Annotated in this window: 23 protein-coding genes; 15 read left to right on the top strand and 8 right to left on the bottom strand. The window is 72.6% G+C overall.

Translation table 11 applies throughout. From position 1 onward, the window contains the following. Positions 1-280: 280 nt before the first annotated feature. The 4 genes from ACFYO5_RS20810 to ACFYO5_RS20795 all read left to right on the top strand — a co-directional run bounded on the left by ACFYO5_RS20810 (position 281) and on the right by ACFYO5_RS20795 (position 5,199). Entirely contained in the window at positions 281-1,474 is a 1,194-nt protein-coding gene (locus tag ACFYO5_RS20810; RefSeq protein ID WP_388710497.1) for a glycoside hydrolase family 64 protein, read from the top strand. Positions 1,475-1,714: 240 nt separating this feature from the next. After that, positions 1,715-2,536: a DUF1684 domain-containing protein gene (locus ACFYO5_RS20805; RefSeq protein WP_388710495.1), complete on the top strand. Its 822-nt coding sequence runs from the start codon at positions 1,715-1,717 to the stop codon at positions 2,534-2,536. Between the two features lie 59 nt (positions 2,537-2,595). Further along, positions 2,596-4,101 (top strand): metallophosphoesterase family protein, encoded by a 1,506-nt coding sequence (locus tag ACFYO5_RS20800; RefSeq protein WP_388710493.1) that lies wholly within the window; start codon positions 2,596-2,598, stop codon positions 4,099-4,101. A 69-nt stretch (positions 4,102-4,170) separates the two neighbouring features. Then, positions 4,171-5,199 (top strand): LLM class flavin-dependent oxidoreductase, encoded by a 1,029-nt coding sequence (locus ACFYO5_RS20795; RefSeq protein ID WP_388710491.1) that lies wholly within the window; start codon positions 4,171-4,173, stop codon positions 5,197-5,199. 143 nt (positions 5,200-5,342) lie between these two features. Here the strand turns inward: ACFYO5_RS20795 and ACFYO5_RS20790 are convergent, their stop codons facing one another. After that, positions 5,343-6,326, bottom strand: a complete 984-nt coding sequence (locus tag ACFYO5_RS20790) for a TauD/TfdA dioxygenase family protein (protein WP_388712256.1) — start codon at positions 6,324-6,326, stop codon at positions 5,343-5,345. Between the two features lie 259 nt (positions 6,327-6,585). On the opposite strand from ACFYO5_RS20790, the gene ACFYO5_RS20785 reads away from it, so the two are divergent. After that, positions 6,586-7,416, top strand: a complete 831-nt coding sequence (locus tag ACFYO5_RS20785) for an aldo/keto reductase (RefSeq protein WP_388712253.1) — start codon at positions 6,586-6,588, stop codon at positions 7,414-7,416. A gap of 60 nt (positions 7,417-7,476) precedes the next feature. After that, complete coding sequence (locus ACFYO5_RS20780; protein WP_388710489.1) at positions 7,477-8,052, top strand: DNA polymerase ligase N-terminal domain-containing protein; 576 nt, start codon at positions 7,477-7,479, stop codon at positions 8,050-8,052. 146 nt (positions 8,053-8,198) lie between these two features. Here the strand turns inward: ACFYO5_RS20780 and ACFYO5_RS20775 are convergent, their stop codons facing one another. The 3 genes from ACFYO5_RS20775 to ACFYO5_RS20765 form a co-directional block, all read right to left on the bottom strand. Next, entirely contained in the window at positions 8,199-10,586 is a 2,388-nt protein-coding gene (locus ACFYO5_RS20775) for a SpoIIE family protein phosphatase (RefSeq protein WP_388710487.1), read from the bottom strand. A 65-nt stretch (positions 10,587-10,651) separates the two neighbouring features. After that, the gene (locus ACFYO5_RS20770; RefSeq protein WP_388710485.1) at positions 10,652-11,119 is read right to left on the bottom strand and encodes a peroxiredoxin; all 468 of its coding nucleotides are present in this window, start codon (positions 11,117-11,119) and stop codon (positions 10,652-10,654) included. Further along, positions 11,116-11,496 carry a DoxX family protein gene (locus ACFYO5_RS20765; RefSeq protein WP_356569310.1) on the bottom strand — a complete coding sequence of 127 codons (381 nt, stop codon included), beginning with the start codon at positions 11,494-11,496 and terminating at the stop codon, positions 11,116-11,118. The genes ACFYO5_RS20770 and ACFYO5_RS20765 overlap by 4 nt, the downstream gene beginning before the upstream one ends. A gap of 1,094 nt (positions 11,497-12,590) precedes the next feature. Here ACFYO5_RS20765 and ACFYO5_RS20760 point away from each other — a divergent pair. The 4 genes from ACFYO5_RS20760 (at position 12,591) to hemC (ending at position 16,435) form a co-directional block, all read left to right on the top strand. Further along, positions 12,591-13,283, top strand: coding sequence for a response regulator (locus tag ACFYO5_RS20760; RefSeq protein ID WP_388710483.1), 693 nt, complete (start codon positions 12,591-12,593; stop codon positions 13,281-13,283). A gap of 121 nt (positions 13,284-13,404) precedes the next feature. After that, positions 13,405-14,391: a non-homologous end-joining DNA ligase gene (gene ligD, locus ACFYO5_RS20755; protein ID WP_388710481.1), complete on the top strand. Its 987-nt coding sequence runs from the start codon at positions 13,405-13,407 to the stop codon at positions 14,389-14,391. A 142-nt stretch (positions 14,392-14,533) separates the two neighbouring features. Continuing rightward, complete coding sequence (locus ACFYO5_RS20750) at positions 14,534-15,310, top strand: NPP1 family protein (RefSeq protein WP_388710479.1); 777 nt, start codon at positions 14,534-14,536, stop codon at positions 15,308-15,310. Positions 15,311-15,499: 189 nt separating this feature from the next. Beyond that, positions 15,500-16,435, top strand: a complete 936-nt coding sequence (gene hemC, locus ACFYO5_RS20745; protein WP_388710477.1) for a hydroxymethylbilane synthase — start codon at positions 15,500-15,502, stop codon at positions 16,433-16,435. Positions 16,436-16,460: 25 nt separating this feature from the next. Here hemC and ACFYO5_RS20740 read toward each other — a convergent pair whose 3' ends face one another. Then, positions 16,461-16,979, bottom strand: coding sequence for a hypothetical protein (locus tag ACFYO5_RS20740; RefSeq protein ID WP_388710475.1), 519 nt, complete (start codon positions 16,977-16,979; stop codon positions 16,461-16,463). 518 nt (positions 16,980-17,497) lie between these two features. On the opposite strand from ACFYO5_RS20740, the gene ACFYO5_RS20735 reads away from it, so the two are divergent. Further along, positions 17,498-18,289, top strand: a complete 792-nt coding sequence (locus ACFYO5_RS20735; RefSeq protein ID WP_388710473.1) for an RNA polymerase sigma factor SigF — start codon at positions 17,498-17,500, stop codon at positions 18,287-18,289. 98 nt (positions 18,290-18,387) lie between these two features. Here ACFYO5_RS20735 and ACFYO5_RS20730 read toward each other — a convergent pair whose 3' ends face one another. Beyond that, entirely contained in the window at positions 18,388-18,690 is a 303-nt protein-coding gene (locus ACFYO5_RS20730) for a hypothetical protein (protein ID WP_388712251.1), read from the bottom strand. A gap of 218 nt (positions 18,691-18,908) precedes the next feature. Between ACFYO5_RS20730 and ACFYO5_RS20725 the strand changes: the two genes are divergently transcribed. Next, complete coding sequence (locus ACFYO5_RS20725; RefSeq protein WP_388710471.1) at positions 18,909-19,715, top strand: VOC family protein; 807 nt, start codon at positions 18,909-18,911, stop codon at positions 19,713-19,715. Positions 19,716-19,732: 17 nt separating this feature from the next. On the opposite strand, the gene glgX is transcribed toward ACFYO5_RS20725, so the two are convergent. Together glgX and ACFYO5_RS20715 are read right to left on the bottom strand one after the other, a co-directional pair. After that, positions 19,733-21,850: a glycogen debranching protein GlgX gene (gene glgX, locus ACFYO5_RS20720; protein ID WP_388712248.1), complete on the bottom strand. Its 2,118-nt coding sequence runs from the start codon at positions 21,848-21,850 to the stop codon at positions 19,733-19,735. A 26-nt stretch (positions 21,851-21,876) separates the two neighbouring features. Continuing rightward, entirely contained in the window at positions 21,877-22,389 is a 513-nt protein-coding gene (locus tag ACFYO5_RS20715) for a pep a2 (RefSeq protein WP_388710469.1), read from the bottom strand. Positions 22,390-22,676: 287 nt separating this feature from the next. Between ACFYO5_RS20715 and ACFYO5_RS20710 the strand changes: the two genes are divergently transcribed. The 3 genes from ACFYO5_RS20710 to treS form a co-directional block, all read left to right on the top strand. Then, on the top strand, positions 22,677-22,973 hold the full coding sequence (locus tag ACFYO5_RS20710; RefSeq protein ID WP_356569290.1) for a DUF5133 domain-containing protein: 297 nt from the start codon (positions 22,677-22,679) through the stop codon (positions 22,971-22,973). 73 nt (positions 22,974-23,046) lie between these two features. After that, positions 23,047-25,002 carry an alpha-1,4-glucan--maltose-1-phosphate maltosyltransferase gene (locus ACFYO5_RS20705; protein WP_388710467.1) on the top strand — a complete coding sequence of 652 codons (1,956 nt, stop codon included), beginning with the start codon at positions 23,047-23,049 and terminating at the stop codon, positions 25,000-25,002. 32 nt (positions 25,003-25,034) lie between these two features. Then, positions 25,035-26,185: maltose alpha-D-glucosyltransferase (gene treS, locus ACFYO5_RS20700; RefSeq protein WP_388710465.1), on the top strand; the 1,151-nt coding region annotated here is incomplete at its 3' end.

The raw sequence follows: 26,185 nt of genomic DNA, 5'->3' as shown, positions 1-26,185 counted from the left end.
ATTCGGGCGCACCTTCCGGTTCCGGCACGTTCTCCGATTCGGGCGCACCCTCCGGTTCCGGCGCCCACCTCCGGTTCCGGCGCGCACACCGGCGCGCGTCCGCCCGGACGACGGCCCGGCCACTGGCGCGCACCCGACGGCTCACGGCGCCCGCGGGGAACGGACCGCGGGCGCCTCTTCGTGCACGCACATTGACATGCCCACACTCTGGTGCGACGTTGAGAGCGCTCTCAAACAGGTATGGACCAACCCCACAGGCCTACCCGCACGGAGGTGGAGAGTGTTGCGCACACTCAGGTCCCGGCTGACGGCAGCGGCGGGAGCCGCCGCACTCGTCGGCACATTGCTCACCCTGGGGCCACCGGCCCAGGCCGCCGTCCCCGCCACCATCCCCCTCAAGATCACCAACAACTCGGGGCGGGGCGAACCCGTCTACCTCTACAACCTCGGCACCAATCTGGCGACGGGTCAGCAGGGCTGGGCCGACGCCGGCGGCACCTTCCACCCGTGGCCCGCCGGCGGCAACCCGCCCACGCCGGCGCCGGACGCCGCGATCACGGGCCCGGCGGCCGGCCAGTCGGCGACCATCCGGATCCCGAAGTTCTCCGGCCGCGTCTACTTCTCGTACGGCCAGAAGCTGGTGTTCAGGCTGACCACGGGCGGGCTCGTGCAGCCTGCCGTGCAGAATCCCAGCGACCCCAACCGCAACATCCTGTTCAACTGGTCCGAGTACACGCTCAACGACTCGGGCCTGTGGCTCAACAGCACCCAGGTCGACATGTTCTCCGCGCCGTACGCGGTCGGTGTGCAGCGCTCCGACGGCACCACGGTGAGCACCGGCCGGCTCAGGGCGGGCGGCTACAGCGGCTTCTTCAACGCCCTGCGCGGGCAGCCCGGCGGCTGGGCGAACCTGATCCAGACCCGTTCCGACGGCACCGTCCTGAGGGCGCTGTCCCCGCTGTACGGCGTGGAGACCGGGGCGTTGCCCCGTACCGTGCTGGACGACTACATCAACCGCGTCTGGCAGAAGTACGCCACCTCGACGCTGACCGTGACACCCTTCGCGGACCAGCCGGGCACGAGGTACTACGGGCGGGTCTCCGGCGGTGTCATGAACTTCACCAACGGTTCGGGCACCGTGGTCACCAGCTTCCAGAAACCGGACGCGGACAGCGTGTTCGGCTGCCACCGGCTGCTGGACGCCCCCAACGACGCCGTACGCGGGCCGATCTCCCGCACGCTGTGCGCCGGGTTCAACCGCTCCACCCTCCTGGTCAACCCCAACCAGCCGGACACCACCTCGGCCGGCTTCTACCAGGACACGGTGACCAACCACTACGCCCGCAAGATCCACGCGCAGACGGTCGACGGGAAGGCCTACGCGTTCGCCTTCGACGACGTCGGCCACCACGAGTCGCTCGTGCACGACGGGTCGCCGCTCCAGGCGTACCTGACGCTCGACCCGCTGAGCTGAGCGCGGTGACGTCCGCACGCGGGGGTCCTCCGCGTGCGGACGTCACCGCTCGGCGAAGGCGTCGGCCGTCCCGGTGCGGCCCGTGCGGCGGCAGCCGTTTCCGCGCACCTTCCCCCGCACATTGCGGGCTCGTGAAATCCGGGGTCCCGTGCCCCGGATCCGGATGGGACGCGGGGCCTCGGTGGTTGCACCTGGCGTTCGTCAGTCCGTCAGGGACACCGTCCGTCCGAGGGAGCGCGCATGACCGTCCAGGACATCGACCGCACCGGCTTCGTCCGGGAGTGGGAGCAGTGGCACCGGCGGAAGGAGGAGGTCCTCGCCGGCCCGCACGGCTTCCTCGCGATCACCGGGCTGCACTGGCTGAGCCCCGAGCCGGCCCGCTTCGACGACGCTCCGGGCGCCTGGTCGAGTACGGCCGAGGGGGTCGTCGTCGACCTCGCCGAGGGGGAGGAACTGACCGTCGACGGCGCGGTGGTGCGGGGCAGGCACGCGTTCGGCGTGATCGCCGAGCGAGACAGCCTGTACGCCGCCACCGGGGACGCGCTGATCGAGGTCGCCAAGCGCGGCGGCCACGACATCCTGCGCCCGCGTCACCCCGACAACGCCCTGCGCGCCGCCTTCTCCCACACGCCCGCCTACGCTCCGGACCCCCACTGGGTGCGCGAGGGCCGCTTCCTGCCCCATCCGCGGCCCCGGCCGGTGACCGTCGGCGCCGCCGTCGAGGGCCTGGAGCACGTCTACGACTCCCCCGGGCAGGTCGAGTTCGAGCTGGACGGCACCGCCTACCGTCTCACCGCGTTCAACGGCGGTGCGCCGGGCAGCCTGACCGTGCTGTTCACGGACGCGACCTCGGGGGTGACGACGTACGCCGCCAACCGCTCCCTCCAGCTCGGCGCGCCGGACGGCGAGGGCCGGGTGACGCTGGACTTCAACCGGGCCGGCAACCTGCCCTGCGCCTACACCGATCTGGCGACCTGCCCGCTCCCCCCGGCGGAGAACCGGCTGCCGGTGGCGATCGAGGCGGGCGAGCGGATCCCGCTGGAACGGGGCGGGCGGCACTGACCCGGGACCAAGTCACCCCGCCCGACCCTCCCGTCCCGCACCGTTGTTACGGTGCACCGGTGCCCGACTCCTCACGCGATACCGCCGAAGGCGCCGGCTGGGGCGCCGACGACCCCGGCACCTACGGGCGGTTGATGCCCGCCGAGGTCGAGAAGATCTCGTGGCTGGACCCCCGGATGCTGTGGGCCGCGCGCAACGGCGTGCTGGCGTCCTGGTTCGGGGACCCCACCGGCCGTACGCGCGGCCGGTGGGTGGCCCAGCGGGAGGCGGCCGGGGCGCCGGCGGACAAGGTGATCCGGCGCTCCGACCCCGACCGCTTCTCCTTCATGGTGATCGGCGACACGGGTGAGGGCGACGACCCCCAGTACGCCGTCGTGCCGGGCTTCCTGAAGGTCGGTCAGGACACCAGCTTCGCCGTCCTGGCGAGCGACGTCATCTATCCGGTGGGCGGTGCGGACGGCTACGACGGCAAGTTCTTCCGTCCGTACCGCGACTACCGGGCGCCCATCTACGCGATACCGGGCAACCACGACTGGTACGAGGACCTCGGCGCCTTCATGCGGGTCTTCTGCGACGACGCCCCGCCGCTGCCCGCCGAGCCCGCACCCCGGCCGTTCGGCCGGGACTGGCTGCGCTCCCGGCTGTGGCACCGGCCGCGCCCCGGCGACGGCGAACGACTCGACCGGGCACGGGCGGCGCGGGCCCACCCGTCCCAACGGGCCGTGCAGCCGGGCCCGTACTGGGCGATCGACTCCGGTCCGGTGCGGATCATCGGCATAGACACCGGCCTGCTCGGCACCCTGGACGCCGAACAGGGCGCGTGGCTGCGCGAGGTGGCGCGTGGGCCGCGTCCGAAGATACTGATCACCGGCTCGCCGCTGTACGTGGACGGCGAGCACCACCCCTGCCCGATCGAGGGCGGCGGCACGGTGGACGAGATCGTGCGCGATCCCGGGCACCGTTTCGTCGCGGCGATCGGCGGCGACATCCACAACTACCAGCGGTATCCGGTGACCCTGGCGGACGGCCGCATCCTCCAGTACGTCGTCGCGGGCGGCGGCGGCGCGTTCATGCACGCCACGCACACCATCCCGCGCGTCTCCGTGGGCGGGGTGACGGAGGCCGACTTCCGCTGCTATCCGCTGCGCGGCGACTCCCTCGCCTTCTACAGCCGCCTGTACGGCCGGCGGCTGCGGCTGCGGCGGTTCTTCACGCTCACCGAGGCCGAGGCGGCGGCGGTGATCGCCGAGCGGCTGGGCATCGGGCCGACCCGCGGCCCGGGCGGTCCGGTGCGGATCACCCGGCGCGTGCGGCTGGTCGCCACCCTGCTCGGCGCCGCCCGCCGGCCCGGCCGCGGGGCGCGGTTCCGGCTGCCCGTGCGGAAGATCTACACGTCGCTGTTCTCGCCGAGTTCGGCGACGTACAGTCCGCCGTTCTTCAAGTGCTTCCTGCGTCTGGACGTGAGCCCGGACGGCGTGCGGCTGCGCTGTCACGCGGCCACCGGCAACCGCGCGCAGGAGCTGGACCCGCCGGTCGAGGACGAGGTCGTCATCCCGCTGACCTGACCGTCCCCCTGCGACCATCACGGAAGTACCGGTGTACGGCGGTGTCCGCCGTCGACGAGGGAGAAACCCATGCCGTCCACCCCACGCCCGCTGCGCAAGCTGGGCTTCCTCACCATCGGCCTGTTCGACGAGGCCGACCCGCGCCGCGGGCACGAGACCACGCTGGAGATCATCGAGCTGGGCGAGCGGCTGGGCCTGGACAGCGCCTGGCTGCGCCACCGGCACCTCCAGTACGGCATCTCCTCCCCCGTCGCCGTCCTGGCGGCCGCCTCGCAGCGCACGAGCCGTATCGAGCTGGGGACCGCGGTGATCCCGCTGGGCTGGGAGAACCCGCTGCGGCTGGCGGAGGACCTGGCGACCGTCGACGTCCTGTCGGGAGGCCGGCTCAATCCCGGCGTCAGCGTCGGCCCGCCGATGCACTACGACCGGGTCCGGCACGCCCTGTACCCGGACACCGCCGACGCGGAGGACTTCGGGTACGGGAGGGCGCGGCGGCTGCTGGACCTGGTGCGCGGCGAGCCGGCCACCGGCTTCAGCGGCGTCGAGGGCTTCGAGGTGTTCTCCGACCGTGTGCAGCCGCACTCCCCCGGTCTGGGCAGCCGTCTGTGGTACGGCGGCGGCAGCCTGGGATCGGCGCGATGGGCCGGGGAGAACGGCGTGAACTTCCTCACCAGCAGCGTCGTGAAGGCCGAGGGACCTGACGACGCACGGGACTTCGCCGACCGCCAGCTCGCCCTGGTGCGCGCCTTCCGCGCCGCGCACCCCGACGGCGACGCGGCTCGCGTCTCGCAAGGTCTCGTCGTCATCCCCACCGACTCCGCCACACCCGAACAGCGCGCGAAGTACGAGGAGTTCGCCGCCCGGCGCCTGCCCCGTACGACGTCCCCGCAGGGCCCGGCCCGCCTGCTGTTCGCCCCGGACCTGGTGGGCACCTCCGCCGAACTCGCCGAACGCCTCCACGCCCACGCGGCGTTCCGCGAGATCGACGAGGTCGCCTTCGCCCTCCCGTTCACCTTCGCCCCCGAGGACTACGTACAGATCCTCACCGACATGGCGACGCGGCTGGGACCGGCGCTGGGGTGGCAGCCGGGAGCCTGAGCGGGGCCGGCGTGCCGGCAGGACGGCCATGGCTGCCACGGGAGCCCCATGCCTGCCATGCCTGGGACGTCTGCCAGGCATGGGACGTCCGGGACAGCGGCGGGTGACCGGGTCACGGGCCGGGCGTCAGCCGCGGGGCGGCATCACCAGCGGCCGGGCTCGGTTCCGGTGACCGGCTCCGACGGCCTGCCGTCCACGCCGACCGGGACGTCTCCCGCGAGCATGACGCGGTGCATGGTGCGGGGGAAGCCGAGGTGGGCGTTGTCACCGGGGGCGAGGTGAATGGTGGCGCGGTTGTCCCAGAAGGCCACGCTGCCGGGTTCCCAGCGGAAGCGGACCGTGTACTCGGGGCGGGTCGCCTCCGCCAGCAGCAGCTCCAGGAGCGCCGTGCTCTCCGCGCGGGAGAGGTCGGTGATCTGCTCGACGTAGTAACCGTTGACGTACAGGACCCGCTCGCCCGTCTCGGGGTGCACCCGCACCAGCGGGTGGACGGACGCCACCTGGTGGTCGAGGAGGTGACGGACGTAGGCGTCGTCACCGGGACGGGGCTGGTAGCCGACGCCGAGGCGGTGTTCGGCGCGCAGTCCGTCGACGAACCGCCGCAGGGGGGCGGACAGGCCGGCGTAGGCGGCCGCCAGGTTCGACCAGGTGGTGTCGCCGCCGTACGGGGGGACGGTCTCGGCGCGCAGGATCGTCGCGGCGGGCGGGTCGACGCGCGCGCCGTGATCGCAGTGCCAGCCGCGCAGCAGGGTGTGCCGACGGCGCCGGAGCCACTCGTCGTGGTCCATGCCGAACCTGCCGCCGAGTTCCAGCCGGTCGGCGGTGGTCTCGATCTCGGGAAAGTCCGCCGGGGAGGCGCTGCCGCGCCTGCGCGGGACGACCGGTTCCCCGAACCGGCGGGCGAACGCCACCTGACCGGCGTGGTCGAGGCGCTGCCCGCGGAAGAAGACCACCTTCCAGCGCAGCACCGCCGCCCTGATCGCGGCGGTCTGCGTGTCGTCGAGGCCGTCGGCCAGGTCGACGCCCTCGATGTCGGCGCCGATGTGCCCGGCGGCCGGCCGCAGCGTCAGACCGGCGGCCCGCACGCTTTCCGCCAACGCCTCGTCCGTCGCCGTGCCCTCCGCCATGTGCCCCGCCCCGCTGTCGAACCCGGCCTGGTCCCCGGCCCCGCTGTCGAACCCGGCCCTGTCCCCGGCCCCGCTGTCGAACTCGTTCGTCATGCGCGCTCCGCTCGTCGTCGTCGCCGGTACGGCTCCCCTGAGATCGTGACAGCGAAGCCACGACATGCCGACAGCGCCCCCGGCCTCGCCCCCGCTCCTCCGGTTGATCGATCCCCGGCCTGTCGGTGAGGGTGGAGGGACGACACAGTCGAGGAAAGGCCCGATGGTGAACCACATCCCCGCCCACGCGCTCAACGACGGAACGACGCTCCCGGCGGTCGGTCTCGGCACCTGGCCGATGGACGACGCGCAGGCGGAGGAGGCGGTCGCCGGGGCGCTCGGCCTCGGCTACCGCCTGATCGACACGGCGACGAACTACCGCAACGAGGCCGGCGTGGGCCGCGGCATCGCCCGCGCGGGTGTGCCGCGCGAGGAGATCGTGGTGACCACGAAGCTCCCGGGCCGCCACCACGGCCACGACGAGACCCTGGCCGCCTTCGAGGAGTCCCGCCGACGGCTCGGCGTCGACCGGGTCGACCTGTACCTGATCCACTGGCCGCTGCCCCGCGTCGACCAGTACGTCGACTCCTGGCGAGCCATGATCAAGCTGCGGGAGGACGGGCTGGTGCGCTCGATCGGCGTCTCCAACTTCACCGCCGATCACATCGAGCGGCTGGAGCGTGAGACAGGCGTGCTGCCCGCCGTCAACCAGATCGAGCTGCACCCGCTGTTCCCGCAGGACGCCCTGCGCGCCTTCCACCGGTCCAAGGGCATCGTCACCCAGAGCTGGAGCCCGCTCGGCCGCGGCTCGGCCCTGCTGGAGGACCCGGCCGTGGCCGCCGTCGCCGAGGCCCACGGCGTCACCCCCGGCCAGGCCGTCCTGCGCTGGCACCTCCAGCTCGGCGCGGTACCCGTGCCGAAGTCCGCGGACCCCGAACGACAGCGGGCCAACCTGGACGTGTTCGGCTTCGAACTGGACGCGGCACAGATGGCGGCGATCGCGGACCGGGTGCCGCGGCGGCTGGGCGGGGATCCGGAGGCGCACGAGGAGTTCTGAGGCGGGCCGGGTTCCGTGCCGGGGCCGCGGGTACCCGGCCGGTCCGGGAAGGAGGCACCGATGGGCGAGCGGGAACGGCTCGGTGACCACCGAGGGAGGCGAGACGCCGACCGCACCGGCCGGCCGTCCGGGGACCGGAGGGCCGTCGCGGACGGGAAGCCCCGGTTCGTCGTGCAGATCCATGACGCGAGGACGCTGCACTTCGACTTCCGCCTCCAGGTGGGCGACGTCCTGAAGTCGTGGTCGGTGCCGAAGGGCCCGTCCGCCCGGCCGAAGGACAAGCGGCTCGCCGTGCCGACGGAGGACCATCCCCTGGAGTACGAGGAGTTCGAGGGAGTGCTGGCGCGGGGCGAGGACGGGGGCGGGACCGTCATCGTGTGGGACCGCGGGACGTACGAGCCGCTCGGCCCGGACACCGGCGTCGAGGAGGGGCTGCGCCGCGGGCATGTGTCGTTCCGGCTGCACGGCGCGAAACTGCGGGGCACGTACGCCCTCACCCGGTTCAAGGGCGAGGACGACTGGCTGCTGGTGAAGGCGGGCGGAGGCCACGGGCACGGGCACGGCACCCCGGATCCTCGCCGCGCCCGGTCGGTGCGCACCGGACGCACCCTCGCCCAGGTGGCCGCCGGCGTGTGAGCGGGACTTCTTGAGGCAGCCCTGCGCACGCCTGCCGGCAGCCCCACGCACGACTGTCGGCGGCTCCCGCGCGCCCAAGGACGGGCTCGCGCACGCCCGAGGCCGGGCCCGCGTCCGCCGCCGACAGGCACGCGCCCGCCGTCGGCTCACGTCGACGGGGGCAGCGTCTGCTCGCACCAGATGGTCTTGCCGCGGGCCGTCTGCCGGCTGCCCCAGCGCTGGGTGAGCTGCGCGACCAGGAGGAGGCCGCGTCCGCCCTCGTCGAAGGCGTGGGCGCGGCGCAGGTGCGGGGAGGTGGAGCTGCCGTCGGACACCTCGCAGATGAGGGTGCGGTCGCGGATCAGCCGGAGCTGGATGGGAGCTTCGCCGTACCGGATGGCGTTGGTGACGAGTTCGCTCACCACGAGTTCGGTGACGAAGGCGGTCTCCTCCAGCCCCCACGCGGTGAGCTGCTCGGTGGCGGCCCGGCGGGTGGCGGCCACCCGGGCGGGGTCGGGGTCCACGTCCCAGGTGGCGACCTGGGCGGCGCCGAGCGCGCGGGTACGGGCCATCAGCAGGGCGACGTCGTCGCTGGGCTCCTCCGGCAGGACCGCCTTGAGCACCGTGTCGCAGAGGGCGTCGAGGGAGGTGGCGGGGGCGGTCAGCGCGTTGCACAGCTCGGCGGTGGCGCGGTCGAGGTCGCGGTCGCGGTCCTCGATCAGGCCGTCGGTGTAGAGCGCGAGGACGGTGCCCTCGGGCAGCTCCAGCTCGACCGCCTCGAAGGGCAGCCCGCCGACGCCGAGCGGCGGACCGGGGGACATCGGCACCAGGGCGGCCGTGCCGTCGGGCCGCACGACGGCGGGGGCGGGGTGGCCGGCGGAGGCCAGGCTGAGGCGGCGGGTGACCGGGTCGTAGACGGCGTACAGACAGGTGGCGCCCAGTTCCGCGACGTCGTCGGCGCCGCCGTCGTAGGCCGCGAGGTGGGTGACGAGGTCGTCGAGGTGGGTGATGAGTTCGTCGGGCGGGAGGTCGACGTCGGCGAGCGTGCGGACGGCCGTGCAGAGGCGGCCCATGGTCGCGGCGGACGGGATGCCGTGTCCCACGACGTCGCCGACGACGAGGGCGACGCGGCTGCCGGAGAGCGGGATGACGTCGAACCAGTCGCCCCCGATGCCCGCGGTGGAACCGCTGGGCAGATAGCGGTGGGCGACCTCGACGGCCACCTGGCCGGGCAGTCCGCGCGGTAGCAGGCTGTGCTGGAGGGCGAGGGCGGTGGTGCGTTCGCGGGCGAAGCGGCGGGCGTTGTCGACGCACACGGCGGCACGGCTGGCGAGTTCCTCGGCGAAGACGGCGTCGTCGGCCGCGTAGTCGTCGGGCTGCGCCACGCGTACGCCGACGGCGACGCCCAGGGTGGTGCCGCGGGCCCGCAGCGGCACCGCCATCATCGAGTGGACGCCCTCACGATGGGGGCGTCCCTTCGGTGCCCGGGCGTTGCGCTCCTCGACCCACCGCATGAAAGGCGGCTCGCCGGCCTGGCTGATGACCGCCCGGCCCTCCCGCAGGGCCCGCGCGACCGGGGAGAACGCGGGGTAGAGGTCCGCCTCGCCCAGATGCACCGCCGCTTCGGGGGTGCCCGCGGTGACGGAGCCGTGGGCGACGCGCCGCAGCTCCAGGTCGCCGCCGGGCACGGACGGCGGTGGTTCGTCGGCGTCGAGGACCCAGTCGAAGAGGTCGACGCTGGCGAAGTCGGCGAACCGGGGCACCACGACGCCGATCAGTTCCTCGGCCGTGCGCACCACGTCCAGGGTGGTGCCGATGGCCGCCGCTGCCTCGTTCAGGAGCGCCAGCCGCTCCCGCGCCCAGTACTGCTCGGTGCTGTCGAGCGCGGCCAGGGCGGTGCCGAGGATGGTGCCGTCCGCGTCGCGGACCGGCCACATCTCGATGCTCCAGGCGTGTTCCCGGTTCAGGGCCGGGGCGCCGGTGAAGCTCTCGTAGCGGACCGGGCGGCCCGTCTCGCAGACATGACGCAGGTGCCAGTTGAAGCCGCGGCTGTGCTCGGCGTCCTCCACGGTCTCCGGGAAGGGCCGGCCGAGCAGGGCCTCCTCCGACACGCCCATCACATGGCAGGCGGCGTCGTTGATCCGCAGATAGCGCTGGCCGGGGTCGAACACCGACATCGACACGGAGGCCTGCTGGAAGGCGCGCTCGGCGACGGTCGGTCCGAGGCCGGGATCCGGGTCGGGACCGGGATCCGGGTCGGGGTCCGGGGACGGCGGTACGGCGGTGAGGGCGAGCCCCGCGGCCTCGCCGCCGGGGCCGAGTACCGGGCAGGCGGCCACGGTCACGGTGACCGGGTGGCCGTCGCGGTGCCGGACGACGACGGAGCCGGTCCAGGCTCCGTTCCCGCGCGCCGACAGGGGTTCGGCGAGCAGCTCGGCCGCCGGCCGGCCCACCGCGTCCTGGGCCGTGCGGCCGGTCAGCAGACGGGCGCCCTCGCTCCAGCCCGTCACGATGCCCTGTGCGTCGACGACAGCCGCAGCGGCGACTTGCTCCATGTCGTCCAGAATGGTCCCTTTGTCCCGCCGCATCAACCGCGGCGGGACGAGTCCGGGGCGGTTCCTCAGGCTCCGCGGCCGCGCAGCACCTCCAGGGCACGGTCGGCGTGGGTGTTCATGCGCAGCTCGCTGCGCACGACCGCCAGGACGGTACGGTCCTGTCCGATGACGAAGGTGACGCGCTTGGTGGGAGCCAGCGAGAAGCCGCGCTTCACGCCGAACCGTTCCCGCACGGCGCCGTCGGCGTCGGACAGCAGCGGCATCCCGAGGGTGTGACGGCCGGCGAACTCCTGCTGCCGGTCGACGGAGTCCCCGCTGATGCCGACGGGGCGCGAGCCGACGGCGGCGAACTCGGCGGCCAGGTCGCGGAAGTGACAGGCCTCCGCGGTGCAGCCGGCAGTGAGGGCGGCGGGGTAGAAGAAGAGGACGACGGGTCCTTCGGCGAGCAGCTCGGTGAGCTTGCGGACCGTCCCCGTCTCGTCCGGCAGCGCGAAGTCCTCGACCAGGTCACCGGTCTCCGGTGCCTTGCTCACGAGGCCTCCTCCGTCTTCCGCGCGACATCGCGGGCCCACAGCACGAGGGGTACCTGGAGGGGCAGCCGGCCGATGGCGGCGGCCTTGAACGGGGCCGGGCGCCGACGCCAGTCGACGGCCATCTTGACGTTGGCGGGGAAGACTCCGACGAAGAACGCGGCCGTCGCCAGCGCGGTCCTCCTGCGGGTCGCCGGGAGGGCGATACCGGCGGCCAGGGCCAGCTCGACGGCACCGCTGGCGTACGTCCAGGTCCGGGGGGAGCCCGGCAGGGCGCGCGGGACGATCGCGTCGAAGGTGCGCGGCGCGGCGAAGTGGGCGATGCCCGCGGAGGCCAGCAGGCCCGCGAGCAACAGGGGTGAACGGTGGGACCGGGACACGGCTCTCTCCTCTGACGGCCTGGCGCGCGATATTACGGGAGAGTAGGAAACGCCCCGTCGGCGGGGTCCCGGCCACCCGGCGGCCCGGCGGGCCCGCGCCACGCCGCGCATCGGTCCGTGCCAGACACCGCGTCGGTCCGTGCCAGACACCGCACCGGTCCATGCCAGACACCGCACCGGTCCATGCCAGACACCGCACCGGTCCATGCCAGACACCGCACCGGTCCGTGCCAGACACCGGACCGGTCCGTGCCGACGCCCCGGATCGGTCCGCGCCGGCACCCCGCCCGCGCCCGCGTCAGGCTCCGCGTCTGCCCTGACACGGCCCGGCAGTCCCTTCCGGATCAGGCGCGACCCCCTGCCCGCGTCAGGCGCCGTCCGCCCGTGCTGCGGCCGACTGCTGTCCGCCGCCGTCCTCGCCGACGGCGTGGTCAGGAAGTCGTCGACCATGCGGTGGAAGGGGGTGGCGAGCTGCCGCAGCTCCGCCGGGGACCACTCGGCCAGGGCCGGCCGCATGCCGCGGGCGCCGGCGTCACGGACCCGTCGATCGTCCGGCGGGCACCATGCGGATGACCGTCCGGTCGGCGGTCCGACGGTCGTCGAGGTGGGCCTGCCCCGCACGTGGTGAGCCGGCCGGGTCCCCCTCGCGGCGGACGGATGCGACGGACCGTACTGCGAGACGAGTACGCCCGATGTGCGACAGCGGCACGACGACACGGGGACGTGCGTCCGGGAACCTGGAGCGGTACCCGCGTCCGCCGAGGGAGGCACCTTCCGTTCCCTGGCCGTATACCGTCGGCGCCCCGGCCCTGCGTGTCACCACCCGCGTCGGCACGGGAGGGTTCTCCCCCGCCGCCGTCCCGCCGTCCGTCACCATGGAACCGCGCCGGCCGTCCCGGGTCGGCCGGCGGCACGGCCCGGCCCGGCCGGAGACGCCGACACGCGTCCCCGGCGGCGGTACCCCACGGTGCCGGCCGTGCCGCCGCGCGTCGTCCGGCCCCTCGGCACCCGCGCGCGCCCGTTGCCTGGGCGGCGCCCCGCGGGCCGGACACCGCCTGCCTTCCTCCGCCGCACACACCCCGAGAACGGACGCCATGACCATCCGCGTACTGCTCGCCGACGACCAGGCCCTGCTGCGGGCCACCTTCCGGATCCTCATCGACTCCTGCGACGACATGGAGGTCGTCGCCGAGGCCGCCGACGGCGCCGAGGCGGTGGAGTCGACCCGCCGGTACCGGCCGGACGTGGTCCTCATGGACATCCGCATGCCCGGCACCGACGGCCTCACCGCCACCTCCGCCGTCTGCGCCGACCCCGCTCTGTCCGACACGCGCGTGCTGATCCTGACGACCTTCGAGATCGACGAGTACGTCGCCGCCGCGCTGCGCTCCGGTGCCAGCGGCTTCCTCGGCAAGGACGTCACCGCCGACGTCCTCCTCGACGGCATCCGCGTCGTGGCCTCCGGCGAGTCCCTGCTGTCCCCGCTCGCCACCCGCGCCCTCATCACCCGCTTCCTCACCTCCCCCGCCGAGGGCGCCCGGCTGGCCGCGCCCGACGACCTGACCCGGCTCACCGCGCGCGAACGGGAGGTGATGGCCTGGGTGGCCGAGGGCCACTCCAACGACGAGATCGCCGAGAAGCTGTTCGTGAGCCCGCTGACCGTACGCACCCACGTGCACCGCGCCATGACCAAACTGGGCGCCCGCGACCGCGCCCAACTGGTCGTCATCGCCTACCAGACGGGCCTGGTCCAGGCCCCGCCACTGCCGCCCGGCGACCACCTCTGACCGACGGGCGGCACCACCCGGTCGGCCCCGGCCGCGTGGGCGGACGGACCCGCTGCCGCCGATCAGGGGAACCGGACCGACGGCGGGCGTGCCGTGGCGCGGGCCCGGCGACAAGTCACCCGTGACCCTGCCGCTGATCGCCCCCATGCTCGCCACCCCCGGCACCCTGCCGCCCCCGGCCCAGGACGCACGCTGGGCGTACGAGACCAAGCAGGACGGGCAGCGGGCCGTGGTCTGCCTCCCCGGCGACGGCACCCTCGTGCTGCGCGCCCGCTCCGGCGAGAGCATCACCGCGGCCTACCCCGAACTGCACGCGCTGGGCGGCGCGCTCGGCAGCACGCCCGCCGTGCTGGACGGAGAGATCCTCGCCCTGGACCGACAGGGCCGCGCCGACTTCCAGTTGCTCCAGTCCCGGATGGGCCTCGCCCAGGCTCCGGCGAAGGCGGCACGGCTCGCGGCGACCACCCCCGTCCACCTGGTGCTGTTCGACGTGATGCATCTGGGCGAGAACTCCCTGCTGCGGCTCCCGTACTCGCGGCGCCGGGCCCGCCTGGAGGAGCTGGCCCTGGAGGGGCCCACCTGGTCGACGCCGGGGGCGCTCGTCGGGCACGGCCGGGAGGCGCTGGAGGCGACCCGCGCCCACGGCCTGGAGGGGCTGGTCTGCAAGCGGCTGGACTCGCCGTACGAGCCCGGGGTGCGCTCGCGGGCCTGGATCAAGATCCGCAACATGCGCACGGCGGACGTCCTGGTCGGCGGCTGGCTGCCCGGCAAGGGCCGGCTCACCGGCCTGCCCGGCGCGGTCCTGGTCGGCCAGCGGGCCGCCACGGGACTGCGGTACGTCGGAAGCGTGGGCACCGGCTGGAGCGAGGCCGAGCGCGCCGAGCTGGCCGCGTTGCTGCGGGCCGCCGCGGCCGAGGCGTGCCCCTTCGACGCGGTACCGGCGGCGCCGGGCGCCCACTGGGTGCGGCCCCTGCTGGTCGGCGAGGTCCGCTACAGCACCCGGACGCGGGCGGGGATGCTGCGCCAGCCGTCCTGGCTCCGGCTGCGCGGCGATCTGACGCCCGAGGAGTCGGCCGCCGACCTTCCGGGCGGCCCTCCCACGCCCTGACATGGTGCCAGATGCCCTTTATTGGGTTGTGGTTCACCACAGAGACGCCTGCGACCCCTTGGCGCGGAACTGGAGATCGGGGAAGCTGAACCCCCCTTTCCCCCACAGCCGTTCGGCTGCGCCCGGTCCTGAGGAGGACGCAGTGTCGTCACCCACGTTCAAGAAGCACCGCAGGAGATGGCTCACCGGGCTCGCCGGTGCGGCCGCACTCGTCGTGGCCGTCCCCACGGTCGCGTTCGCCGCCCCGCCCGCGGCCCTCCCGGCCAACGCCGAAGCCGGCGAGCGCGCCTACCTCCCCGCGTTCGACTACGACACGGACGGGTGCTACTCCACCCCCGCGATCGGCCCCGACGGCACGGTCAACGGCGGCCTCAACCCGACCGGCGCCCTCAACGGCAACTGCCGTGACGCCTCGGACCTCGACAACACCAACAGCTACTCCCGCTACAAGTGCAACAACGGCTGGTGCGCCTACCTGTACGGCCTGTACTTCGAGAAGGACCAGGCGATAGCGGGCAGCAGCATCGGCGGGCACCGCAACGACTGGGAGCACGTCGTGGTGTGGGTCCAGGACAACGCGGTGAAGTACGTGTCGACGTCCAACCACGGCTCGTTCACCGTCACCGCCGCCTCCGGCGTCCGCTTCGACGGCACCCACGCCAAGGTCGTCTACCACAAGGACGGCATCAGCACGCACTGCTTCCGGCTGGCGAACTCCAACGACGAGCCGCCGGAGAACCACAAGGGCACCTGGCAGTACCCGCCGCTGGTCGGCTGGAACGGCTACCCGGCGGGCCTGCGCGACAAGTTGAGCGCCTACAACTTCGGCAGCGCCAACTTCGGTCTGAAGGACGCCAACTTCGGCAACCACCTCAACTCGGCGAAGCCGTCCGGGATCACCTTCGACGCCTACGCGTGAGCCGGTGACCGGGGCCGGCCCCGGGCGCAGGACCCCATCCGGTCGGGGTCCCGCCCCGGCGGCCGACCCCGTGGCCGTCATCTCGTCCCCCGACAGCGCGGTCAGGGACCCGGCGGGCTGCCGACCGGAGGCGGACGCACCTCGCTCCGACCGTCGAACGGACCGTCCCGAGGGTCTATCGTGTCCCGCATGTCCGTTCCGGAACTGATCCGCATCGTCTCCCGTGACTCGCCCATGGCCCTGGCCCAGGTGGAGCGCGTCCGCGCGGAGTTGGCCGCCCTGCATCCCGGGGTGCGCACCGAGGTCGTCCCCGTGAAGACGACCGGCGACAAGTGGATGGGGGACCTGTCCCAGGTCGAGGGGAAGGGCGCGTTCACCAAGGAGGTCGACGCGGCGCTGCTGTCCGGCGAGGCCGATCTGGCGGTGCACTGCGTCAAGGACGTCCCGGCGGACCGGCCCCTGCCGGCCGGCACGGTGTTCGCGGCCTTCCTGAAGCGGGACGACATCCGCGACGCCCTCGTGCACCCCGGGGGCCTGACCCTCGACGAACTCCCGGAGGGAACCCGGATCGGCACCTCCTCGGTGCGCCGGGTCGCCCAACTGGCCGCCACGCACCCGCATCTGACGTGCGTGCCGTTCCGCGGCAACGCCAACCGGCGGCTGGCGAAGCTCGCGGCGGGCGAGGCGGACGCGCTGCTCCTCGCGGTGTCGGGCCTGGAGCGCATCGGCCGTCCGGACGTGATCAGCGAGGTGCTCTCGCCGGAGACGATGATGCCGCCGATCGGCGCGGGCATCCTCGCCCTCCAGTGCCGCGAGGACGACGGTGACCTGATCGACGCGGTCAGTGGGCTCGGCGATCCGGTCACCCATCGGGAGGCCGGCGCCGAGCGGATGTTCCTGCACGTCCTGCAGGGCCACTGCAACAGCCCCATCGCCGGGTTCGCCCAGGTGGACCGCGGCGGCGAACTCTCGCTGCGCGCCTGCGTGTTCACCGCGGACGGCAAGACCCGGCTGAACGCCCACGAGTGGGCGGGCCGCCTCGACCCGGCCACGCTCGGCACCTCGGTGGCCGTGGCGCTGCTGCGTCAGGGCGCCCGCGAGATCATCGACGGCATCCCGCACTGAGCGCGGCGCGGCGTCGCGAAGGACGTCAGGCGGTGCCCTCTTCGGCCTGGTCGCGCAGGAACTTGCTCACCTGGCGGGCCAGGCTGTCACGGACCGCGGCAGGGGCTCCGGCGGGCCCCTCCTCCAGGCCGACACCGCCCACCCACATCCGCCGGCCGGCCCACTCCTCGTCGACGCGCAGCTGGATCTGCACGTCGACCTGTCCCAACGCGGCCTCGGGACCGGCGGCGTACAGCACGGCGGTGGCGCGGCGCAGCGGGTAGACGTCGAAGCCCTCGATGAACTGCGAGTTGCGCCAGTCGATGAAGGCGCTCTCGCCGTCGGGCCCGATGCGCACGTCGATCTGCCCGTCCTCCAGGTGGACGCCGAGGCTCTGCTCGCCACGGTTCTCGACGGTCACCCGCAGGGTGAAGTACGTCAGCCCCTCGGCGGCGTCGTCGCGTCCCCGGGGCGGCTCCGCCTGCTCCAGACTGTGGACGCGGACGCGCAGGCCGGCATGCTCGTCGTACTCGTGCCAGTCCCCGACCACGTTCGGCTCGTACACAGTCCACCTCTCGACTTCTACGGGCTGCTTCCTATCCGTGGGCTCAGCGCACTGTCAAATGAGCGGAATGCGCTGTGGCCAGGGGCTTCACCCCTTTTGATCGGTGATCAAGCCGTGCGCAGGGAGAATCGCGTCCCCGTCCACCGGGCCGGTACGGCGGGCGTGCCGCACATCACGTCGCCGACGGGACGGACCGCCGTCAGCGGGCGAGCCGGCCGAGCGGTGCGGGGCGGCGTTGACGTCGAGCCCGTCGGCCAGGACGACCACCTCGCCCGCCACGGAGGCGGAACCCTGGCGACGGGGCCCCCTGATTCGCCCCACATACACCCGAGCAGCTCAAATAGGATTTACTGTTTTAGAACACCACAGAGCGGGCATGAGTGGGGAAGTGCTTCGGACAGGAGGCACCTCCGTGGGGGCCCGCCGAGGGCCGGCTCCAGGTGGTCCCGTCAAGGTCCGAGCGCGCTTCCCACGGTGTCCGTCCATCCACCGGCACCTGCCTGAGGGAGGCGCGCGCGATGCGTACCACCGTCAGAACGAAGCGGCACCCCCACGACGACGCCCCGGACACGGCCGACTCCTTCGCCCGGCTCGCCGGGCTGTCCGACAGCCCCGAGCGCCAGGCGCTGCGCGACGAACTGGTCCGGCTCTGGCTGCCCATGGCCGAACGCATAGCCGTCCGCTTCCGCGGCCGCGGCGAGTCCCTCGAAGACCTGTACCAGGTGGCGGCCCTCGGACTGGTGAAGGCCGTCGACCACTACGACCCGGACCGGGGCCGCGCCTTCGAGGCGTACGCGGTACCGACGATCACGGGCGAGATCAAGCGCCACTTCCGCGACCACATGTGGACGCTGCACGTCCCGCGCCGGGTCCAGGACCTGCGCAACCGGGTACGACGCGCTACCAAGGAACTCTCCCAGACCACGTCGGGGCGCGCCCCGACGCTGGCCGAGATCGCCGCGTACGCGCAGCTGACCGAGGACGAGGTCCGCACCGGCATGGAAGCACTGGAGTGCTTCTCGGCGCTGTCGCTGGAGGCCGAGATGCCCGGCACCGACGGCTACGCGCTGGAGGACGCCCTGGGCGACCCCGACCCCGGATACGACACGGTCGTCGACCGGGTGGCCGTCGCGCCCTGCCTGCGGGCCCTCCCGGAACGCGAACGGACCATCCTTTACCTGCGCTTCTTCGGCGGTATGACGCAGAGCAGCATCGCCGAACAGCTCGGCATCTCGCAGATGCACGTCTCCCGGCTGCTGAGCGCCTGCTTCGAGCGGCTGCGCGAGGAGATCGCCACCGAGACGCACTGACACGGCACCGCCGCGGCGACGTCCACCACGGGGAACGCCCTCGGGGTGGACGTCACCGCGGCGGTGGCTTCGGCGGCGGTGCCCCGTGAGGCGAAGGGTCACTCGAGCGGCGGTGCGCCGGGAGTCGGTCCCACTCCGGCGGCGGTGCGCCGAGAGTCGGGCCGTGCCCACGAGACGGTCCGTGAGGCGGTCACCCGAGCGGCGGTGCGCCGGGAATCCGTGCGGGGCCGTGGCGGTCCACCGCGTTCTCCAGCGCGGCGCGGATCTTCCCGGGGATCCGGCCGGCCCCGGCGCAGGATCAGCTCCGCGAGGCTGCGCAGTTCGACGTCGGTGTGCCGGGAGACCTCTCGCGGCACCGTGCGTCCCCGGTCCGGCGTCATCCGCCCCAGGGCGACGATCACCCCGATCGCCCGGTCCACCACGGCGTGCGCGGCCACGGCCTTCCTGAGCCGGCCGACCTCCCGCTGGAGTTCGGCGGTCCGGTCCGTTTCGTCGCGGGATCCGCGCGGTACTCGTGGCACCTCCGTCGCGCCACCGGTCTCCTCGGCAGGCGCCGTGGGACGGTCCGGCCGGACACTGGTGCCAGAGCCGCCGGCCGCCGATCAGGAACGCGAGTGCCATGAACGATCACCGCTCTTATGCCGCCTCCGGTGCGAAGGAGGTCCTCTCCACCCACTCCGTGTTCGGGGCGCCCTGCTGGGTGAGTCTGACCAGCCGGGACCTGGAGGCCACCCAGAGGTTCTACGGCGCCGTCCTCGGCTGGGAGTGGCGTCGGGGCAGTCTCGGCGACCACTTCCGCACGGCTCTGGTGAACGACGTCCCCGTGGCCGGCATCGCCGCCGTCGCCTCGGTGTGGCAGATGGCCGTCGCCTGGACGCCGTACTTCGCCGTGCCCAGCGCCGACGTGGCGGCCTCGCGCGCGAGGGAGCGCGGCGGCACGGTCGCCGTCGGGCCGATCTCGCTGCCGCCCGGCCGGGCGGCACTGCTGGCCGACCGGGACGGCGCCACCTTCGGTGTCTGGGAGGGCGCGCTGATCGGCAACTGGGAGGCCTGGCGGCAGGCCGCCCCCGCCTTCGTCCGACTCCACACCCGCGACGCCTTCGACTCCGCCATCTTCTACGGCGAGATCCTCGACTGGGCCACCGACCGGCCCGGCTGCTGCGAGGTGCACTACGAGGGCGGCGAGGTCGTGCTGCGCAGCCGGGGCGATGCCGTGGCCAGGATCGAGTCGGGCGCTCTGGAAGCGGCGCCGGACCCGACGATCCGGCCGCACTGGCAGGTCCACTTCGCGGTGCCGGACGTGGCGGCCTGCGCCCGGGACGCCGAGCGGCACGGCGGCAGCGTACTGGTGAAGGGCGCCGACGAGGCCGTGCTGCGTGACCCCGACGGCGCCCAGTTCACGGTGACCTCGCACCGCGCCCGCTGAGCGACCTGTCCGCGGCGCTATGCGGAGCGTCGGGGCGGGCGCGAGAGCACGATGAGGCTGCGGGCCTCCACGGTCACCTCGGCGCCCGCCTTGTGCTCCGTCTCGTCCGGTCCGCCGTCCGGCTCCACGGTGTCGACGCAGACCGCCCAGCGCTCCCCGTACTCGGCGCCGGGCAGCCGGAACACGACGGGCTCCCAGTAGCTGTTGAGCAGCAGCAGGAACGAGTCGTCGACGACGGGCCGGCCGCGCGGGTCGGGTTCGGCGATGGCGTCGCCGTTGAGGAACACGCCCACGCAGTGCGCGTCGGAGCGCTGCCAGTTGCGGTCGGTCATCTCCCGGGCGTCCGGCAGCAGCCACACCAGGTCGGGAAGCGGCTGGCCGGCGTGGGTGACGGTCTCGCCGCGGAAGAAGCGGCGCCGCCGCAGCACCGGGTGGGCCGAGCGCAGCGCGATGAGCCGCCGGGTGAAGCCGACGAGGTCGCTCCGCTCCCGGGTCGGGCGCCAGTCGATCCAGGAGACCTCGTTGTCCTGGCAGTAGGCGTTGTTGTTGCCGCGCTGGGTGCGGCCGAGTTCGTCGCCGTGGCAGATCATCGGGATGCCCTGTGACAGCAGCAGGGTCGCGAGGAGGTTGCGCTGCTGGCGGGCGCGCAGTTCCAGCACGGCCGGGTCGTCGGTGTCGCCCTCGGCCCCGCAGTTCCAGGACCGGTTGCTGCTCTCGCCGTCCCGGTTGCCCTCTCCGTTGGCCTCGTTGTGCTTGTCGTTGTAGGAGACGAGGTCGCGCAGGGTGAAACCGTCGTGCGCGGTGACGAAGTTGACGCTGGCGCGGGGGCGCCGCCGGCTGTGGGCGTACAGGTCGGAGGAGCCGGTCAGGCGGGAGGCGAACTCGCCGAGCGAGCCGGGTTCGGTCCGCCAGAAGTCCCGCACGGTGTCGCGGTAGCGCCCGTTCCACTCCGACCACAGGGGCGGGAAGTTGCCCACCTGGTAGCCGCCCTCGCCGACGTCCCACGGCTCGGCGATCAGCTTCACCCGGCTGATCACCGGGTCCTGCTGGATCAGGTCGAAGAACGCCGACAGCCGGTCGACCTCGTGGAACTGGCGGGCCAGGGTGGCGGCGAGGTCGAAGCGGAAGCCGTCGACGTGCATCTCGGTGACCCAGTACCGCAGCGAGTCCATGATCAGCTGGAGGACGTACGGGTGCCGCATCAGCAGGCTGTTGCCGGTGCCGGTGGTGTCGTAGTAGTGCGCGTAGTCCCCGTCGACCAGACGGTAGTACGAGGAGTTGTCGATGCCGCGGAAGGAGAGGGTGGGGCCCTTCTCGTTGCCCTCGGCGGTGTGGTTGTAGACGACGTCGAGGATGACCTCGAGGCCGGCCGCGTGCAGCTCCTTCACCATCGCCTTGAACTCGCTGACCTGCTGGCCGCGGGTGCCGTGGGCGGCGTAGGCGTTGTGCGGGGCGAAGAAGCCGATGGTGTTGTAGCCCCAGTAGTTGGACAGCCCCCGGTCCGTGAGGACGCCGTCCTGCACGAACTGGTGTACGGGCATCAGCTCGATCGCGGTCACGCCCAGCGCGGTCAGGTGCCCGGTCACCGCCGGATGGGCGAGGCCGGCATAGGTGCCGCGCAGTTCCGGTGGGACGTCGGGGTGGGTGCGGGTCAGGCCCCGCACGTGGGCCTCGTAGATCACCGTGTCGGCGTAGGAGCGCTGCGGCGGCCGGTCCCCACCCCAGTCGAAGGCCGAGTCGGTGACCACGCCGAGCAGGGTGTGTCCGGCGCTGTCCGCGGGGTCGGGGCGCTCCCCGGCCCGCTCGAACAGCGAGGCGTGGTTGTCGATCTGACCGTCGACGGCGCGGGCGTAGGGATCGAGGAGCAGCTTGGCCGGGTTGCAGCGGTGGCCGGCGGCCGGGTCCCAGGGGCCGTGCACCCGGTAGCCGTAGCGCTGCCCGGGGCCGACGCCCGGCAGGTAGGCGTGCCAGACGAAGCCGTCGACCTCGGTCAGGGGCACACCGCGGCTGCCGCCGTCGTCGTCGAAGAGGACGAGGTCGACGCGGTGCGCGACCTCGCTGAACAGGGCGAAGTTGGTGCCGTCCCCGTCGAAGTCGGCGCCCAACGGGTAGGGGCGCCCGCTCCAGGCGGGCACCCCTGCGTTCCGGTACGGCCGGGAGGTCACCGGGCGCCCTCCAGGACGCCGTGCGTCTGTTCCTCGGCGGCGGCCAGGGCCGCGACCGGCAGTGCGCGCGGCACCTGGAGCATCTCGCGCAGGTCCCGCTCCGGGAGGGTCGGCACGAGCGGGACGCGCTCGCCGGCGCGGGCGCGCTGCGAGAACCAGATGACCTTGCTGCCGGTGTCGGTGGCGCAGCAGCCCCAGCCGTCGCTCATGGCGGCGATGCGCTCCAGACAGCCGCGCAGCTCCTGGTCCGGGCGCAGATCCCGGTCGTCGCCGCCGACTGCCGTGATCAGGTGCTGGCCGTTCCACCACAGCTCGAGGGAGATGCGCTTGTTCGTGGCGTGCTCGTCGATGGCCATGAGCAGCATCTCGGTTCCGCCGCAGACGGGCTCGACGAGCGTTTCGAGGTCCCAGTACTTCAGGTGTGCGGCCAGTATGCGCCTGACCTGTCCGACCCGGTCCGGGCTCACGTCCACGTCGAGGTGGTAGTAGCAGGGCACTGCGGTCTTCATTTCGTTCGTCTCCTCACCGGCGAGGCTCCGCCCCTTCTCGGCCCGACGGACCGAGCCCCGAACACGAAGCGTGAGCGTTGATCGCTCCTGAGTCACAACCACAGTGAGGCTGATACGCCATTCGTGCAACACGAGCACACCACAATCAAGATCCAACAGGACGTTGGGTGGTGGGCCGTGCACCATAAGTGAAGGCCTCGGGAGGTTTGACGGTTTCGCACCTCTGCTTACATGGCCGACCCGCTCGCCGCGGGGCGACGTACCTCTCCCGGAAGGTGAACAGCGCCATGCTGCTACCAGCGAAGACCGAAGTCGCCAGACGTCTGCGCAGTTACCGCGCCTGGGAACGCGTGATGCTCGCGCGTCCGGGCGACCGCGCGGTGCGGGCCACCTTCGAGGACTGCGGATACACCCTGTGTGTGCTGATGGGCAAGCGTTGCGCGCGGGAGGCCGCGGACGCCGCCGAGCAGTACCTGCGCGCGGGCTCGGACACCCGTCTGCTGCGCGGTGGGGCGACGCGCGGGAAGGGCGTCGCGCGGCTCGCGGCGACCCGGCCGACGCTGCGTCTGGCGGCGGAGCGGTAGCACTCCGGGCGCTTCGTCCGGGACGACCGACAGCAGGCGACAGAAACCTTTTTCAGTACTGCGGAGGTGCAGCGTGAGGTCCACCAGAGCGATCGGCCGTATCCCGGTGCGGGACGTCCATCCGCGCGTGGAGTGCGGTCGGCGGCCGGCCAAGTCCGTGCGCGGTGAGACGTTCGAGATCACCGCGACGGTGTTTCGCGAGGGCCATGACGCCATCGGCGCCAACGTGGTCCTCAAGAGCCCGGACGGCCGGCGTGGACCTTGGACGCCGATGCGGGAACTCGCACCCGGCACCGACCGCTGGGGTGCCGAGGTGACGCTCGACGAGGTGGGCCGCTGGTCGTACACCGTGGAGGCCTGGAGCGATCCCGTCACGACCTGGCGCCGGCACGCGGAGATCAAGATTCCCGCGGACATGGACACGGGGCTGGTCCTGGAGGAGGGCGGGCACCTCTACGCGCGGGCGGCGGCCCGTGTGCCGCGCGGTCCGGCGCGGACCGTGGTGCGGGAGGCCGCGCGACGGCTGCTGGACGACTCGCTGCCGGTGGCCGAGCGGTACGCGGCGGCGCTGGCCCCCGACGTGGACGAGGTCCTGACCCGCCACCCCTTCCGGGAGTTCGTCTCGGCCAGTGCCACCATGCCCCTCCAGGTGGAGCGGGAGCGGGCGCTGTACGGCTCCTGGTACGAGTTCTTCCCCCGTTCGGAGGGGACGCCGCAGCGGCCGCACGGCACGTTCCGCACGGCCGCGCGGCGGCTGCCCGCGATCGCCGCGATGGGCTTCGACGTCGTCTACCTCCCGCCGATCCATCCGATCGGCACGACCTTCCGCAAGGGCCGCAACAACAGCCTCACCCCCGACCGGGACGACGTCGGTGTGCCGTGGGCGATCGGCTCGTCCGAGGGCGGCCACGACGCCGTGCATCCGGAGCTGGGCACCCTGGAGGACTTCGCCTGGTTCGTGGAGCGGGCCCGGGAGGAGGGGCTGGAGGTCGCGCTGGACTTCGCGCTCCAGTGCTCCCCGGACCACCCCTGGGTGCACAAGCACCCCGAGTGGTTCCACCACCGGCCGGACGGGACGATCGCGTACGCGGAGAACCCGCCGAAGAAGTACCAGGACATCTACCCGATCGCCTTCGACGCCGACATGAACGGCATCGTCAAGGAGACGGTCCGGGTGCTGCGGCACTGGATGTCGTACGGGGTGCGGATCTTCCGGGTGGACAATCCGCACACCAAGCCGGTCGTGTTCTGGGAGCGGGTCATCGGGGAGATCAACCGGACCGACCCGGACGTGATCTTCCTGGCGGAGGCGTTCACCCGGCCCGCGATGATGCACACCCTCGCGCAGATCGGCTTCCAGCAGTCGTACACGTACTTCACCTGGCGCAACACCAAGGAGGAACTCACCGAGTACCTGACCGAGCTGTCGGGCGAGGCGGCCTCCTACATGCGGCCGAACTTCTTCCCCAACACCCCCGACATCCTGCACGCCTACCTCCAGCACGGCGGCCGGCCCGCCTTCGAGGCCCGCGCGGTCCTCGCCGCGACCCTGTCCCCCTCCTGGGGTATCTACAGCGGCTACGAACTGTGTGAGAACACCCCGGCCGAGGAGGGTGCCGAGGAGTACCTCGACTCGGAGAAGTACCAGCTCAGGCCGCGCGACTGGGAGGCAGCCGACCGTGAGGGCCGCACCATCGCCCCGCTCATCACCCGCCTCAACGAGATCCGGCGGGCCCACCCCGCGCTGCACCGGCTCAGGAACCTCCGCTTCCACAGCACGGACAACGACTCCGTCATCGCCTACAGCAAGCGCACGGGTGAGGACACGGTGCTCGTCGTGGTCAACCTCGACCCGCACCACGTGCAGGAGGCCACCGTCTCCCTGCACATGCCGCACCTCGGCCGGCACCACGGCGCGGCGCTGACCGTGGACGACGAACTGACAGGCCGCACCTACGCCTGGAGCAGCGACAACTACGTGCGCCTGGAGCCCGGCCGGTCGCCGGCCCACGTGTTCCACGTCCGGTGACCCACCGCGCAGATCGGAGACTCCCCAGCGCCATGACCGTCAACTCCCCCGTCCCGGACACCTTCGAGGACACCCCGGCCAAGGACCGCGATCCCGACTGGTTCAAGCGAGCCGTCTTCTACGAGGTCCTCGTCCGTTCCTTCCAGGACAGCGACGGCGACGGCGTCGGCGACCTCAAGGGCCTCACCGCCAAGCTCGACTACCTCCAGTGGCTGGGCGTCGACTGCCTGTGGCTGCCGCCCTTCTTCAAGTCACCGCTGAAGGACGGCGGCTACGACGTCTCCGACTACACGGCCGTCCTGCCCGAGTTCGGCGACCTCGCCGACTTCGTGGAGTTCGTCGACGCCGCCCACCAGCGCGGCATGCGCGTGATCATCGACTTCGTCATGAACCACACCAGCGACCAGCACCCGTGGTTCCAGGAGTCGAGGAAGGACCCCGACGGGCCCTACGGCGACTACTACATGTGGGCCGACGACGACAAGCAGTACGCGGACGCCCGGATCATCTTCGTCGACACCGAGGTCTCGAACTGGACCTTCGACCCGGTGCGGGGGCAGTACTTCTTCCACCGCTTCTTCTCCCACCAGCCCGACCTCAACTACGAGAACCCGGCCGTGCAGGAGGAGATCCTGGCCGCGCTGCGGTTCTGGCTGGACCTGGGAATCGACGGCTTCCGTCTCGACGCCGTGCCGTATCTCTACGCGGCCGAGGGCACCAACTGCGAGAACCTTCCGGCGACCCACACCTTCCTCAAACGGGTCCGGAAAGAGATCGACGTGATGTATCCGGACACGGTGATCCTGGCGGAGGCCAACCAGTGGCCCGAGGACGTCGTGGACTACTTCGGCGACTACGCCTCCGGCGGCGACGAATGCCACATGGCGTTCCATTTCCCCGTCATGCCCCGCATCTTCATGGCCGTCCGCCGCGAGTCCCGCTACCCGGTCTCCGAGATCCTCGCCAAGACCCCCGCCATCCCGAAGAACTGCCAGTGGGGCATCTTCCTGCGCAACCACGACGAGCTGACCCTGGAAATGGTCACCGACGAGGAACGCGACTACATGTACGCGGAGTACGCCAAGGACCCGCGCATGCGCGCCAACATCGGCATCCGCCGCCGCCTCGCCCCCCTCCTCGACAACGACCGCAACCAGATCGAACTCTTCACCGCCCTGCTGCT

This window comes from Streptomyces sp. NPDC006259 (assembly GCF_042870975.1).
Classification (GTDB): Bacteria; Actinomycetota; Actinomycetes; order Streptomycetales; family Streptomycetaceae; genus Streptomyces.
Note: the sequence above shows the minus strand (reverse complement) of the source record. Positions and strands in the feature narration are given on the sequence as shown.